Origin of the sequence: Laribacter hongkongensis DSM 14985 (assembly GCF_000423285.1) — a bacterium.
In the GTDB taxonomy this organism is placed as follows: Bacteria; Pseudomonadota; Gammaproteobacteria; order Burkholderiales; family Aquaspirillaceae; genus Laribacter; species Laribacter hongkongensis.
The window spans coordinates 44,762-60,320 of sequence record NZ_KE383997.1 but is presented as its reverse complement, the minus strand read 5'-3'; the positions used below and the strand labels follow the sequence as shown (position 1 = coordinate 60,320).

Here is a 15,559-nt window from a genome sequence, read left to right as displayed (position 1 = left end):
ATGAATCCGTCACGCCTGTTCATCGAGCGCCCGATTGCCACCACCCTGCTGATGGTGGCGCTGTTTCTGGTCGGAGCCATGTCGTACCGGCTGCTGCCGGTATCGGCCCTGCCGGAAGTCGATTACCCCACCATCCAGGTAGTCACCCTCTACCCGGGGGGCAGTCCCGACGTCATTGCCACCACCATCACCGCACCGCTGGAGCGGCAGTTTGGCCAGATGCCGGGGCTGATGCAGATGTCGTCGTCCAGTTCGGGCGACGCCTCGGTCATTACCCTGCAATTTGCGCTGGACCTGAATCTGGACGTGGCCGAACAGGAGGTGCAGGCCGCCATGAATGCCGCCGCCACCCTCCTGCCCGTCGACCTGCCCAGCCCGCCGGTTTACAGCAAGGTCAACCCGGCCGATGCCCCGATCCTGACCCTGGCGGTCACCTCGGCCACCCTGCCGGCCACGGAGCTGGTCGACCTGGTGGATACCCGGGTTTCGCAGAAGATTGCCCAGGTGTCGGGGGTAGGGCAGGTCAACCTGAACGGGGCGCTCAAGCCGGCCGTGCGTATCCAGGTCAATACCGTGGCACTGGCCGCGCGCGGGCTGACCCTGGAGGACATCCGCACCGCCGTGACTGCCGCCAACGTGAACCAGGCCAAGGGGGAACTCGACAGCGCCACCCGCGCCCGCATCATCGATGCCAACGACCAGCTCAAGAGCCCTGACGACTACCGCCGCATCGTGCTCGGCTACCAGAACGGCGCCGCCCTGCGCCTGCAGGATGTGGCGCGGGTCAGCTCCGCACCGGAAAACCTGCGGCTTGGTGCCTGGGCCGGGCGCGAACCGGCCGTCATCATCAATGTCCAGCGCCAGCCCGGTGCCAACGTGATTGCCGTGGCCGACGAGATCAAGACCCTGCTGCCCAGACTCCAGTCCACCCTGCCGGAATCGGTTCACCTGCGGGTGCTGAACGACCGCACGGTGACGGTACAGGCTTCCGTCAGCGAAGTGCGGTTCGAGCTGGTGCTGGCCATCGTGCTGGTGGTGCTGGTGATTTTCCTGTTCCTGCGCAACGGCACCGCCACGCTGATCCCCGCAGTGGCCGTCCCGCTGTCGCTGGTCGGCACGTTTGCCGTCATGTACCTGGCCGGGTTTTCCATCAACAACCTGACCATGATGGCGCTGACCATCGCCACCGGCTTTGTGGTTGACGACGCCATCGTGATGATCGAGAACATCAGCCGCTACCTCGAAGAGGGTGATTCACCGTTGCAGGCCGCGCTCAAAGGTTCCGGCCAGATCGCCTTCACCATCATCTCGCTGACCCTGTCGCTGGTGGCGGTGCTGATTCCGCTCTTGTTCATGGGCGATGTGATCGGCCGGCTGTTCCGCGAATTTTCGGTCACGCTGGCGGCTTCGATCCTGATTTCGGCGGCCATTTCGCTGACGCTGACCCCCATGATGTGCGCCTGGCTGCTCAAGGCACAGTCGCATCACCCGACACATGGTCTCCATGCCTGGAGCGAGCGCCTGTTCGAGTCCACCTTGCAAGGCTATGGCCGGGCGCTGGGCTGGGTGCTCGACCGGCAGCGGCCGGTGCTGTGGCTGGCGCTGTCGACGCTGCTGGTGACCGGCCTTCTCTACGCCATCATCCCCAAGGGATTTTTTCCGGTGCAGGATACCGGCGTGTTGCAAGCCGTGACCGAAATGCGCCAGACCGTGTCGTTCGACAGGATGGCCAGCCAGCAGCAGGCGGTCAGCGAGGCAATCCGGCATGACCCGGACGTGGCGGAAGTGGCGTCGTTTGTCGGCGTGGACGGCACCAATGCCACCCTCAATACCGGCCGGCTGCTGATCGTGCTGAAACCGAAAGCCGAACGCGACGACGCCGCCAGCGTGATCGCGCGGCTGCAAGACCGTGTGGCGGCACTGCCGGGGGTGAACCTGTACGTGCAGCCGGTGCAGGACATCACGCTGGACGCCAGCCTGAGCCGCACGCTCTACCGGCTGACCCTGCAAGCCACCTCGCCCGGGCAGCTGTCGCGCTGGGTGCCGGCATTCGTGGAACGGCTGAAGCAGGAGGCGGTGCTGAAGGATGTGACCAGCGACTGGATGGACCAGGGCGGGCAGGCCTACATCACGGTCAACCGCGACAAGGCTTCCAGCCTCGGCATCAGCATGGCGGCGGTGGACAACGCGCTTTACGATGCTTTCGGCCAGCGGCTGGTTTCCACCATCTTTACCCAGACCAACCAGTACCGCGTGGTGCTGGAGGCCGATCCGGCCCTGCGGGACCCGTCCCTGTCGCTGCGGCAGATCTATGTGCCGACCGCCAGTGGCCCCGTATCGCTGGAGACATTTGCCCGGGTCGAGGCGCGGGCGACACCGCTGGCGATCAATCACCTCGGACAGTTTCCCACCGCAACCGTGTCTTTCAACGTGGCGGATGGCGCCTCCCTCAGTGCGGCCGTGCGGGGGATTGCCCAGGCCCGCGCCGATGCCGGGCTACCAGACGAACTGGTGCTGCAATACCAGGGCGCCACGCTGGCCTTCCAGAATTCGCTCGGCAGTACGCTGTGGCTGGTGCTGGCGGCGATCATCACCATGTATATCGTGCTCGGCGTCCTGTACGAGAGCTACATCCACCCGGTCACCATCCTGTCGACACTGCCCTCGGCCGGCATCGGCGCCTTGCTGGCCTTGCTGTTGTGCGGCAAGCCGCTCGACCTGATCGGGTTGATCGGCATCATTCTCCTGATCGGCATCGTCAAGAAAAACGCCATCATGATGGTGGACTTTGCGCTGGAGGCCGAGCGCGGGCAGGGCATGGCACCGCGCGACGCCATTTACCAGGCATGCCTGCTGCGTTTGCGGCCGATCCTGATGACGACCATGGCGGCCCTGTTCGGGGCGCTGCCGCTGCTGGCCGGCAACGGCATGGGCGAGGAGCTGCGTTCTCCCCTCGGCATCACACTGGTGGGCGGACTGCTGTTCAGCCAGGTGCTGACGCTCTTTACCACGCCGGTGATCTATCTGTTCTTTGACCGGCTGACCCTGCGCCGGCCGGTCCGCTGATCCGGAGCGCCGACATGTTTCCCTCCGGCGTGTTCATCCAGCGGCCCGTGGCCACCACCCTGCTGACGCTGGCGGTGATGCTGGCCGGGCTGGTGGCCTTTCTGTGGCTACCGGTGGCGCCATTGCCCCAGATCGATTTTCCGACCCTCAGTGTCACGGCGAAGCTGCCCGGTGCCAGCCCGGAAACCATGGCGGCGACCGTGGCCACGCCACTGGAGCGCACGCTCGGACGGATTGCCGGCATTACCGAAATGACCTCGACCAGCACGCTCGGGGCCACCAGCATCACCCTGCAGTTTGATCTGGACCGCGACATCAACGGTGCCGCCCGCGACGTGCAGGCCGCCATCAATGCCGCACGCACGCTGCTGCCCAGCGGCATGCCGTCCAATCCTAGCTATCGCAAGGTCAATCCGGCCGATTCGCCGGTCATGATCCTGGCCATGACCTCGAAAACCCTGACACCCAGCCAGATGTATGACGCAGCGGATTCGGTACTGGGGCAGAAGCTAGCGCAGGTGGAGGGTATCGGCAACGTCATCATCGGCGGCGGTGCGCAGCCGGCGGTGCGGATGGATGTCAACCCGGCACAGCTGGCGCAGTATGGACTGGCGCTGGAGGACGTCCGCAGCGCGATTGCCGGCAGCAACCTCAAGCGCCCGCTGGGCGTGCTCGACAGCGCAGGGCAGCACTGGCAGGTGCAGACCAACGATGCCTTGAAAACCGCCCGCGATTACCTGCCGGTGATCGTGTCCTACCGCCACGGTGCGCCGGTGCGGCTGGCGCAGGTGGCCGGGGTCAGCGATTCGGTGCTGGACATCCGCACGGCGGGCCGGCTCGGACGCGAACCGGCCGTGATGCTGATTCTTTTCAAGCAGCCGGGGGCCAACATCATCGAGACGGTCGACCGGGTGCGGGCGCTGATGCCGCAGTTGCAGGCGTGGCTGCCGGCGGCGATTGAATTGCAGGTGGTGTCGGACCGCACGCCCACGATCCGCGCTGCCCTGCGCGAGGTGGAGAAAACGCTGGCGTTGTCCGTAGGGCTGGTGGTGCTGGTGGTGGCGCTGTTCCTGAAAAGCGGGCGGGCGGTGGCGATTCCGGCGATTTCGGTGCCGGTCAGCCTGCTGGGGACGCTGGCCGGCATGTATCTGTGCGGCTATTCGCTCAATACCCTGAGCCTGATGGCGCTGACGGTGGCGACCGGATTCGTGGTCGACGACACCATCGTGGTGCTGGAAAACATCACGCGTTATCTGGAAGAAGGTATGGCACCGCTGGAAGCCGCCCGCCGCGGGGTCCGCGAGGTCGGGTTTACCGTGGTGTCGATGAGCCTGTCGCTGATTGCCGTATTCATCCCGGTGCTGCTGATGGGCGGCATCATCGGTCGCCTGTTCCGCGAGTTTGCCGTCACCCTGTCGGTGGCAATCCTGATTTCCATGCTGGTGTCGCTGGCGACCACGCCCATGCTGTGTGCCCGCTGGTTGCGGCCGGTGCCGGCCAACACGGGCGAACCGTCGCGGCGCGAGCGTTTCTGGCTCGGCCTGCGCAAGGGCTATGACGCCAGTCTGGAGTGGTCGGTCAGCCACGGGCGAACCATGCTGCTGCTTCTGGCGGGCGTTGTGGTGCTGAACGTGTTTCTTTACCTGGTGGTGCCCAAGGGCTTTTTCCCGCAGCAGGATACCGGCCGTCTGAATGGCCTGATCAAGGCGGATCAGGAAATTTCCTTCGATGCCATGAAAGACAAGCTGGACCGGCTGGTGGCCATCGTGCAGCGCGATCCGGCCGTGGACAAGGTGGTGGCCTTTACCGGTGGCGGACAGCGCAATACCGGCAACATGTTCGTCACCCTGAAGCCGGCAGCGGTTCGCCAGATACCGGCCGACGCGGTGATTGCCCGTCTGCGCAAAGAAACGGCACGGGTGGCGGGAGTGCAGCTCTTGTTGCAGTCGGTGCAGGATATCCGCATGGGCGGGCGCAGCAGCGGTGCCCAGTACCAGTACACCTTGCAGGGCGACCAGCTGGATACACTGCGTGCCGCCAGCCAGCAAGTGTTTCGTGCCATCCAGTCGGTGCCGGTGGTCACGGACGTCAATAGCGATCAGGAGGTCAAGGGCGGACAGGTGTATCTGACCTTTGACCGGGATGCGATGGCACGGCTGGGGGTGAGCCAGCAGCAGGCGGATGCGGTGTTGCAGGATGCCTTTTCCCAGCGCCAGGTTTCCACCATTTTCAACCCGCTCAACCAGTATCACGTGGTGATGGGGGTGCCGGAGGTGCAGGCCCGGCATGAATCCGACCTGGACGCCTTGCATGTGTTTGGCCCCAAGGGGCAGGCGATTCCACTGTCGGCTCTGGCCCGCTGGGAAACACGCAAGGCCGCGCTATCGGTGAACCATCAGGGGCAGTTTGCCGCTTCGACCCTGTCGTTCAACCTGCAACCGGGGCATGCCCTCTCGGAAGCTGCCGAGGCGATTGGCGCCAAAGTGGAAGCACTCGGACTGGGCACCGGCGTGCGAGGCAGCTTTCAGGGGACGGCCAAGGTGTTCCAGGAATCGCTGGCCAACCAGCCGTGGCTGATCCTTGCGGCTGTCGTGGCGGTCTACATCGTGCTGGGCATGCTGTACGAAAGCCTGATCTACCCCTTCACCATCCTGTCCACGCTGCCGTCGGCCGGCGTGGGGGCCCTGCTGGCGCTGATGCTGGCCGGGCAGGAGTTCAACGTGATCGCCCTGATCGGCATTCTGCTGCTGGTGGGGATCGTCAAGAAAAACGCCATCATGATGATCGACTTCGCCATCAGTGCGCAGCGCGACAAGGGGCTGACGCCCCGGGACGCCATTCTGGAAGCCGCCCGCCTGCGGTTCCGCCCCATCCTGATGACCACGCTGGCGGCGGTGTTCGGTGCCATTCCGCTGGCGCTGGGGCAGGGCGACGGTGCCGAAATCCGGGCGCCGCTGGGGATTTCCATTGTGGGCGGGCTGTTGGTCAGCCAGTTGCTCACGCTCTACACCACTCCGGTGGTGTACCTCTATCTTGACCGTTTCCGGCTGTGGCTGGCCGCAACATGCAGACCGGACCGGGCGGGCCGTGCAGGAGAAACATCATGAAAATCGGGATGCAGCGGGCCGGACTGGCCGGGATGGCGTGTCTGCTGGGGGCCTGTGCCGTGGGGCCGGATTATGTGCCCCTCAGGCCCGGCCTGCCGGCGCACTACGCCGGGGCGGGCCAGTGGGTGGCCGTGTCGGCTACCGATCCGCTGGAGCGGGGTGACTGGTGGCGGGTGTTTGGTGATACACAGCTGGACCGGCTGATGCAGCAGATGGCCACGCAGAGTCCGGCCATCGCCCAGGCCGAAGCGCAGTACCGCGCCGCCGAGGCCGAGCTGCGATTGGCCCAGGCCGCGTTCTGGCCGTCGGCCGAGGTGACAGCGGCCCGGCTGCGCGGCGTGTCCCAGCCCGGCACGGCAGCAGCGACACAGGCTACCGTGACCGGTACAGCCAGCTGGGAGGCGGATGTATGGGGAAGCGTGCGCCGGTCGGTCGAATCGGGCCAGGCCCAGGCCGAGGCCAGTGCAGCCTTGCTGGAAGCCGCGCGGCTGAGTGCGCAGGTGCAGCTCGCCAATGCCTACCTGCTGTGGGTCGTGGCATCCTTCCAGCAGCGTCAGTTACAGGTCAGCGAACAGGCACTGGAGCAGGCGCTGCGCATCGCCCGTAACCAGTATGCTGCCGGAACGGCTGCTGCTGCGGATGTGGAGCTGGCCGTGTCGCAGTGGGAAACCGCCCGGGCGGCCCGGCTCGACAAACAACTGACCGTGGCACAGCTGGAGCATGCACTGGCCACGGCATCCGGCGTCTTCCGGCTGGAACTGGTCTTGCCGGCTGCCTTGCCGGATGTGCCGGTGCTGGATGCCGGCGTGCCATCTACCTTGCTGACCCGGCGACCGGACATCCGGGCTGCCGAGAAAAACGTCGCCGCCGCCAATGCCCGCATCGGTGTGGCGCAGGCGGCATTTTTCCCCAGTCTGACCCTGAATGCTTCGGTGGGCTATCGCGGCAGCAGCTTTGCCCATTTGCTGACGATGCCGAACCGGATCTGGTCGATCGGGCCGGAGGTGCTGGCGACCCTGCTGGACGGTGGCGCGCGGCGCGCCCAGGTGGACGTGGCCTCGGCCAACTACCAGGGCGCGGTCGCCGCGTATCAACAGATGGTGTTGGCAGCGTTTCAGGCGGTGGAGGACAATCTGTCGGCACAGGCGATCCTCGCTGAAGAGGAAAACCGTCAGCAGGCAGCGCTGAATGCTGCCCGCAGGGCTGAACAGATTGCCGGTAACCAGTATCAGGCCGGGACGGTGGGGTATCTGACCGTATTGAATGCCCAGAACCAGCGCATCCAGGCAGAAAATGCCCTTTGGAATAGCCGCGGGCGGCGTTATCAGGCCACCGTGGGATTGATTGCTAGTGTGGGCGGCCAGTTGGTCCAGCCGGTTTCATGATCACGATTTGTTTGACCATGTTTTATGGCCATATTTGTTTGAGAAATGTCGAGCCAATCCAGGAAAAGGCTCATCCACTCTGGAATAAACCGGGAGTTATCGATATCAGGCTGTTCCCTGTCCATAGCTTTTGTTTCTCATCAACCATAGCCATATGAAAATTGCAAGCCATGTCAGTGGCCGGTACAAAGCTAATTCATCCCAACGGGCAGATAGCACTAGCAAGAATGCGCCAGTTATAAATATTTTGGATGCGAGTGGATGCTTGCTGTCAAGCAACATTATAATCAATAGTGCTGGTAATATCAGATTTGAAAAATAATGTGTTTCAGCAATTGGTGAAATAAGCAGGTTCCATGTCAAGAATGCGCCTCCGACAAACAGCTTTCCTTCTCCTTTTCTTGCCTGAGCAAACATCCATACAAACATTACACTACCTGTCAATAAGACCAAATATTTGATCAGGGCTGGATTGATGCCAATGGTTAGAAACAAGGATTCCAATGATTGATTTCTGGGCTTTGCCGAATCCAGTAATTGTCCATATAAATCAGAGTGTTGCATTCTGTAGTCATTGGACTGTGTTATTGGATGCGCTATGGTGTTTATCCAGCTTTGATAGTTATCTATCGTGCCTTGAATGCCCAGTACGCAAACAGGAATCAGCAATCCCAAAACCAAGATGGTAAGAGTAAATCCATAAAGGCTCTTCCAGTTTTTGTATATAACAAAATATCCAAGCATTGCAGCGGGGTAAACTTTCAGCATTGTTGCACAAGCCAGCAGTACTCCGGCAAGGAAATCCTTCTCCTTTGAGAAAAAAATAACGCTTGATATAACCAATAAAGATACCAGGATGGATACTTGACCTCGCATGATTCCGCCAATCAGTGGCACACCGAAAACGAAAATAGCGGCATACACTTGAGCTGATTTGGGGTGTAAGAAGTCAAGGCAATATTTATATATTAACCATATGCATAGGAAACTGATTGCACACCATGCCAAAGATGCCATCCACAGGGGCACCAGATAAAGCGGAATCATCATGATGGCAAATATAGGGGGATAGACATAACGCCACCCCCTGGAATTTTCTGCTGTGTAAATATCCATACCTGCCAATGCATGTCTGGCAGCTTCTGTATAAACAGTAAAATCAGTGCGCTCAATATCATTGAATGCTGCACGATACACCGTGAAGCCGGCAACGATTATCATCAATAGCAAAAATAGCGCATTCACAAGAATTGCTCTATTTCCTTTGTACAAAAAATTGTGCTTTAGCATCTTTTATCCAGCAATATTTTTTTTGATAATTTTTTTAAATGCAAATATTCATTTAGCCTGGATTTCCCTATAGGGTCTTGTTTATTTTCCTTGATTGCTGGATGTACCATCAAAATCGTTTTCGGGCCACTGCGCTCAATCCATCCGAGTAACAACTTGGAAAAATCAACTGACGGATTGAAGTCATACATTCCGGCTAATTCATTGGTAATTTTAACTGTGTTATTGGTGGCCGTAAGTTCACGGGAGAAGCCTGACGACATCCATTTCAGCGCTTGTTCTTTTATGACGCAACCTCCACTTGATGTGATTTTCTCAACTCCGCGAATCCATGGCCAATCCTGATCGTAGTTTTTGTATAGCGCATCCATCAAGGCTGTGCGGATAACCGGGAAGGCATGGATATGCTGATGCCCGTCTATGTAATCAGGCAAAAAGCCAAGAGTGTCTGCAAAATTTTTTATTTGCCAGTCCAGTTGATGAACTATTTTGTTTTTTGATATGAGATGCAGCTTACTGCTTAGCATGACTTTGGGGAGGGGCCAGAAAGTGCCTGCACCAATTTTCTCCGTCAGATTGAAGTGCAGGCCAAAATGAGCCATGTTCCGATGACGATGAATCCAGTCATGATGTTGCTGTACAAGAAGAGACCCAGAAAAAATACTTGTTGCTGTAATGACATTGCATTCAAGCAAGTCAATGATCCCATCCGTTACTTCACCATTTAATCCAAAGTCATCTGCGCAAATAATGATATCAGATTGATGCATGAGAAAAAGCCCAGAATTTACCCAAAATAAATGTGGATGATGCAACAGCCAGCATTGCAATGATAAGTGAGAGGCTGATGTTTAATTTGGCTTGATAGGCCAGCAACCAAAATATGGATTCATTTGCAGAAAATCCTAGTATTGATACAAATAAAAACCTGCATGCATTTTTTCTATTGGCAGGAGTGTTAAATGTCAGATGCGAATGGCCAAAGTAGCTTACAAGAAAGGCGCTGCAATATCCAAAGAAATTACCTAAGAGGGGAGAGGGTAGAATCGGGATGAATAAAAATATTGCCAGCAAATAATGGGTGCACATGGCGCATATGCCGACGATCCCAAACATGATTATTTGTTTAGGCAAGACTGTTTTTGCAAGCATGGCACATTTCTTTATTTCTTGGTGTCGGCGAAGCAGATGTTTTTATTTCTTTTATGAAATACCTGGGTCTGTTTTTTACTTCCTCAAAAATCCGACCAATGTACTCTCCTAGGATGCCTATTGATATCAGCTGAACTCCTCCAAGAAATGATATTGCTGTAATAAGCGTAGGCCAGCCATCTGTTTTAATGCCAAAAAAAATTGTGTCAAAAAATATGTACAAGCCATAAAATATGGAAAACAGTGAGACTGCAAATCCAGCTAGCACCCAGATTCTTAAGGGCATGTTTGAGAATGCGGTGATCGCAGTTATTCCCAGTCGTCCAAGAGATGAAAAATTAAAACTGCTTTTGCCTGACTTTCTGTTTTCTGTATGTACAATTAATGGTGTCGATTTAAATCCTACCCAGTTAAACAGCCCCTTCATGAAGCGGTTTTTTTCCGGCATGGAATTTATGGCGTTGATAACTTTTCTGTCCAGGATACGATAATCCTGAGTATTTTTCGGTACCTTGACTTTTGCGCCAATATTTAATATCCAGTAAAATATTTTTGTATAGAGTTTTTTGGAAAGTTTTTCATTTTTTCTGCTATCTCTTACTGCATATACCATGTCATATCCTTCTTGCCATTTCTGGTAAAAATCTGGAATGAGTTCTGGTGGATGCTGAAAGTCGCAGTCAATCAGGATTGCCACATCTCCATCGCAATGTTCTAGTCCTGCGGAGATGGCTATTTCTTTTCCGAAGTTCCTGGATAGCTCAATGATTTTGATAGGGATTTCATTGATTGCTTGGCTTGCATGCATGACTGAATTGTCTCTGCTGCCATCATCTACCACGATGATTTCGTACTCTTCAACCAAATGACTGATAATGTGAGCAGTGGTCTTTATCATGTCATATACATTATCCTGCTCGTTGTAGACCGGGATGATGCAGCTCATTTTTTTTGCTGTGCGCATTATTGAAGTTCTCCTGATGGAAGTTGTACCAAAACCCAGGCCTTATTTTTATTCTTTGTCAAATCGGTATATTTCACCGAATGCCCGCATTTTTGGTTCAGTTTATCCAGGTCACTCTCTGGCAACGACAGATAAACACTTTCCTTGCAGTTGATTTGTGCAATATCTTTTAACTGATGCGCCTTTCCGTTTGAATAGAATTCAAATGAATATAGTCGCTTGTCGCTCAGGTAATAAGACTTTGCTGGTTGTGTTTTGTTTTCTTGCAGGGCAGCGATCGGTTTGTATGAGCTATCGATCTTGTCCATAAAAAATGCTCCACTGCTGAGCGTTATGGTTACTATGGATGTCTGAACCAGTACCCAAACTCCAACAAGTTTCGCTCCTGTACTTTTTCCGAGCATTTCCCATGTCAAAATGGCAAATGCGGGCATCACCGGCAATATATACGGCGCAATTATATTTCTGGAAAGAGAGAAAAATGCCAATGGCGCAACAATCCATGAAATTAGAAATACAAGCCAGTCTTTGTTTTTATTCCAATCAGGTAAAATGAATTGCTTTATTTTATTTGTTTTTGAAAGCAGAACAAAAGCCCAAGGGAAAGTTCCAATAATCAAATAAACATTAATCATGCCTATTGGTACTGCATGTGCAAATCCGTATTTGTCTCCGCTCCATCCTGGTTTGGTGAAGCGATAGAAATGCTCTCCGATCAGAAAATACTCCAGAAAGCCTGGCGTTTTCAATTCTGATATCCAGTACCATGGGATAAATATCAGCAAAAAGACGATTATTCCAAAAGGATTCAGAATGCGCTGGATTTTTGATCGACAGTGACTGCTTGAGATAATTAATGGCAGGAATGTTCCACCAATCAGGACAAGAGCCAGTGGACCTTTAGCCAGCATTCCTAGCCCTAATCCGGTATAAAACAAAATGGCCCATGCTGTTTTACGTGATTCAGTCGAGAAAAGATTCCATCCAGAAACCATGGAAAGTGTGATTGAAAATGTCAAGGCAGAATCTGTCATGACTGTGGCGGACCCAATCCAGAACATGGCAGATGAGGCCAGAATGGCCATTGTGGCTATGGCCGCATTATTTCCTTCTCTTTTTTTGACCAGGAAACCAGTCAGTAAGACGGTTCCAATTGCAAATAGGAGTGAAGGAAAGCGGGCCCAGAATCCATTGACCCCAAACAACTCCATAAAAAATGCTGAAGACCATGTCGAGAGGGGGGGCTTGGCCCAGAATGGCACGCCATAATCATGGTAAAGAGTGATCCAGTCACCGGTCTCTACCATTTTTCGAGCAATTTCACCATAACGTGCTTCAGTGGTTTCATTCAATGGAATAAACCACATGGCAATTAATCGAAGCACCATTAACCAGAGCATGGCCCAAGTCATGTACTTGTACCATTTGTTTTCTGTAGCGTTCATGGGTAACACCTTATCATGATGCTGTGAGCATACGCGTGTTGCGGGTTTTTTTCGTGACATTTGGTACAAAACGTACGCACGTTTACGGAAACGCGCTGTTCGAAAGATGTATTAATCTTTTTGAATGTATTGAAGCATTTACATGCGGAGAAATATCTGGTGGGGCAGAAAATCGTGGCGGTCATATATGTCTACACGATTGACCCGATTACTGCCAGCCCCAGCGCTGATAATAGAAACTTTTCATCAGTTGGGTCAGTCCCATGTATCCAATCAAAATAAAGGGCAGGAAAACAAAATAAAGCGGTGGCAAGGTTTCCAGTTTGAAATAGTGTGCAAAAGGGCCCATGGGCAGAAAAATGCCGATTGCCATGATGATGACCGTCATTACTACCAAAGGAGGAGCTGCCCGGCTTTGAACAAACGGGATGCGTGGGGTGCGAATCATGTGAACAATCAAGGTCTGGGTCAGCAGTCCTACTACAAACCACCCGGACTGAAACAATGCCTGGTGCTCCGGCGTATTGGCCCCAAACACAAACCACATCAAGGCATAGGTCGTAATGTCAAAGGCCGAGCTGATCGGACCGAAAAAAACCATGAATCGTCCGATATCTTCCGGTCTCCACTGCTGAGGCTTCATCAGCAATTCGCTGTCAACGTTATCGAACGGAATGGCAATCTGCGATACGTCATAGAGCAGGTTCTGCACCAGAAGCTGCATGGGCAGCATGGGCAGGAACGGGATGAATGCACTGGCGATCAAGACCGAAAAAACGTTTCCGAAGTTGGAGCTGGCTGTCATCTTGATGTACTTCAACATGTTGGAAAACGTCCGCCGTCCCTCCAGAACCCCTTCCTCCAGCACCATCAGGCTTTTTTCCAGCAAGATGATGTCTGCCGCCTCCTTGGCAATATCCACGGCACTGTCAACCGAAATGCCGATATCGGCCGCCCGCAATGCCGGGGCGTCGTTGATGCCGTCTCCCATGAATCCCACTACATGGCCATTGGCCTTGAGCAGTTTGACAATGCGTTCCTTGTGTACCGGGGTCAGTTTGGCAAAAACATTATGGTTTTCTATTGCCAGGGCCAACGCCTGATCGTCCATGCACTCGATATCACTGCCTTTGAGCACGCCTTGCTGCTCCAGACCCACCTCGCGGCAAATCTTGGCCGTCACCAGCTCGTTGTCTCCGGTCAATACCTTGACCGTCACGCCATGGGCAGCCAGTGCCTTGAGTGCCGGGGCGGTGGATTCCTTGGGGGGATCAAGAAATGCCACGTAGCCAATCAGGGTCAGTTCCTGTTCATCGGCCACGCCATAGCTGCTCTGGGTAGTCGGCAATTCCCGCGAGGCAACGGCCACGACCCGCAAACCCTCTTCGTTCAGGTCCGCCGTGACGGCACGAATCTGTGCCAGCAGGGATTCGGTCAGGGGCTCCACATTGTCGCCATGCCGGACGCGTGAGCAGACCGACAGGATTTCTTCTACCGCTCCTTTGGTAATCACCAGATGGTGTTCGTCATGTTCGGCCACCACTACCGACATGCGCCGGCGGGTAAAGTCGAACGGAATTTCATCGATCTTGCGGAAATTGGCTGCCGGATCAAGCTCCCGGTCCACCTCGGCATGTTCCAGTACGGCCACATCCAGCAGGTTTTTCAGGCCGGTCTGGTAATAGCTGTTGAGATACGCCAGATCCAGCACCTCGTCAGACTCCTCACCCCAGACATCAACATGGCGGGCGAGGAAAATCCTGTCCTGTGTCAGGGTGCCGGTCTTGTCCGTACAAAGCACGTTCATGGCACCGAAGTTCTGGATGGCATCCAGGCGCTTGACGATGACTTTCTTGCGCGACAGAAAGACTGCGCCCTTGGCCAGGGTCGACGTCACAATCATCGGCAACATCTCCGGCGTCAGTCCCACGGCAACAGACAACGCGAACAACAGCGCTTCCATCCAGTCACCTTTGGTGAATCCATTGATGAACAACACCAGGGGGGCCATGACAAACATGAACCGGATCAGCAGCCAGCTCACCTTGTTGACGCCGAACTGGAACGATGTCGTGGCCCGGTCGGTTGCCGTCACCCGCGTTGCCAGCGCGCCAAAATAGGTCTGGTTGCCGGTGCCCAGCACGACGGCAGTGGCAGAACCCGATACCACGTTGGTTCCCATGAACAGGATGTTGTCCAGATCCAGAGGGCTGACGGCCGTGCGGTCTTTCTGAAGCGGATATTTTTCAACCGGCATGGATTCGCCGGTCATGGCCGCCTGGGCGACAAACAGGTCCTTGGCAGTCAGCACCCGGCAATCGGCCGGAATCATGTCTCCCGCTGACAGCAGGATCACGTCACCTGGCACCAGCAGCTTGATGGGCACTTCAATCTGTCTGGCCGGGCGCACGTTCAGGGTGGCTCCGTAGTACTGCCTGAAAACGGGCGCGGCATCTTCGGACAGATCCCGGCGGATCACGGTAGCCGTATTGCTGACCAGTGCCTTCAGTGCTTCTGCGGCCTTGCTGGATTTGGCTTCTTGCCAGAAACGCAGCAGGGTTGACAGAAGCACCATCATCCCGATCACGACCGTCGCTTTCATGTCATCCGTCAGAAAGGAAATGACAGCCAGCAGGGTCAGCAGCAGGTTGAAGGGATTGCGGTAGCAATGCAGCAAATGTACCCACCAGGCCAGTGGTTTTTCGTGCTCAACCTCATTCAGGCCCACTTGCTCCCGGAGGATTTCAGCCTGGGATTCGGACAGGCCGTCACTGTGGCTGTTCAGTGTATCCAGCAATGTATCCGGTGCAGCAAGGGCGGCCTGTAGCAGGCGCCGGGTCAGGCTGGCGGGCAGCTCGCGGTTTGCTCCGGAGCTGACCAGGGTATCAAGCAGGGCCCGGCGGCGGAAATGCCGGGCGATATGGCGGGATTGCAGGAAGCTGGCAAAAAACTCTTTGAGCAATTGGAGTTTCATGATTGATCTCCATTGTTCCGGCGCTTTCCTGTATGTGCCCGGAACAATCAGAAATTTTGCATCTTTGGACGTTGTCTGGTCTTGCCGGACAGGCTTTTGGGCCTGACCGGCATGTCTGGACGCACGATGGCTATGGTCCCGTTTCGGGTTTCATGAACTTTTGCAGTGAATGAACG

General features: G+C 55.6%; 9 protein-coding genes. 3 read left to right on the top strand and 6 right to left on the bottom strand.

The features are described 5' to 3' along the window. The 3 genes from G542_RS0114420 to G542_RS17200 are packed head-to-tail and all read left to right on the top strand — an operon-like array spanning position 1 to position 7,558. The gene (locus G542_RS0114420) at positions 1-3,066 is read left to right on the top strand and encodes an MdtB/MuxB family multidrug efflux RND transporter permease subunit (RefSeq protein WP_027824475.1); all 3,066 of its coding nucleotides are present in this window, start codon (positions 1-3) and stop codon (positions 3,064-3,066) included. A gap of 14 nt (positions 3,067-3,080) precedes the next feature. After that, positions 3,081-6,173: an efflux RND transporter permease subunit gene (locus G542_RS0114415; RefSeq protein ID WP_027824474.1), complete on the top strand. Its 3,093-nt coding sequence runs from the start codon at positions 3,081-3,083 to the stop codon at positions 6,171-6,173. Next, the gene (locus G542_RS17200) at positions 6,170-7,558 is read left to right on the top strand and encodes an efflux transporter outer membrane subunit (protein ID WP_162142388.1); all 1,389 of its coding nucleotides are present in this window, start codon (positions 6,170-6,172) and stop codon (positions 7,556-7,558) included. The genes G542_RS0114415 and G542_RS17200 overlap by 4 nt, the downstream gene beginning before the upstream one ends. Positions 7,559-7,663: 105 nt before the next feature. On the opposite strand, the gene G542_RS0114405 is transcribed toward G542_RS17200, so the two are convergent. From G542_RS0114405 to mgtA, 6 genes are all read right to left on the bottom strand, one after another. After that, positions 7,664-8,848: a glycosyltransferase family 87 protein gene (locus tag G542_RS0114405; RefSeq protein ID WP_012696767.1), complete on the bottom strand. Its 1,185-nt coding sequence runs from the start codon at positions 8,846-8,848 to the stop codon at positions 7,664-7,666. Beyond that, positions 8,842-9,618: a ChbG/HpnK family deacetylase gene (locus G542_RS0114400; RefSeq protein WP_027824473.1), complete on the bottom strand. Its 777-nt coding sequence runs from the start codon at positions 9,616-9,618 to the stop codon at positions 8,842-8,844. Before G542_RS0114400 ends, G542_RS0114405 begins: the two co-directional genes overlap by 7 nt. After that, on the bottom strand, positions 9,605-9,964 hold the full coding sequence (locus G542_RS18295; RefSeq protein WP_012696769.1) for a GtrA family protein: 360 nt from the start codon (positions 9,962-9,964) through the stop codon (positions 9,605-9,607). The genes G542_RS0114400 and G542_RS18295 overlap by 14 nt, the downstream gene beginning before the upstream one ends. A 10-nt stretch (positions 9,965-9,974) precedes the next feature. Then, on the bottom strand, positions 9,975-10,964 hold the full coding sequence (locus tag G542_RS18290) for a glycosyltransferase family 2 protein (protein WP_081666869.1): 990 nt from the start codon (positions 10,962-10,964) through the stop codon (positions 9,975-9,977). Further along, positions 10,964-12,409, bottom strand: a complete 1,446-nt coding sequence (locus G542_RS18285) for an ArnT family glycosyltransferase (RefSeq protein ID WP_162142387.1) — start codon at positions 12,407-12,409, stop codon at positions 10,964-10,966. The genes G542_RS18290 and G542_RS18285 overlap by 1 nt, the downstream gene beginning before the upstream one ends. Positions 12,410-12,617: 208 nt before the next feature. Further along, on the bottom strand, positions 12,618-15,383 hold the full coding sequence (gene mgtA, locus G542_RS0114390; protein ID WP_027824471.1) for a magnesium-translocating P-type ATPase: 2,766 nt from the start codon (positions 15,381-15,383) through the stop codon (positions 12,618-12,620). Positions 15,384-15,559 lie beyond the last annotated feature (176 nt).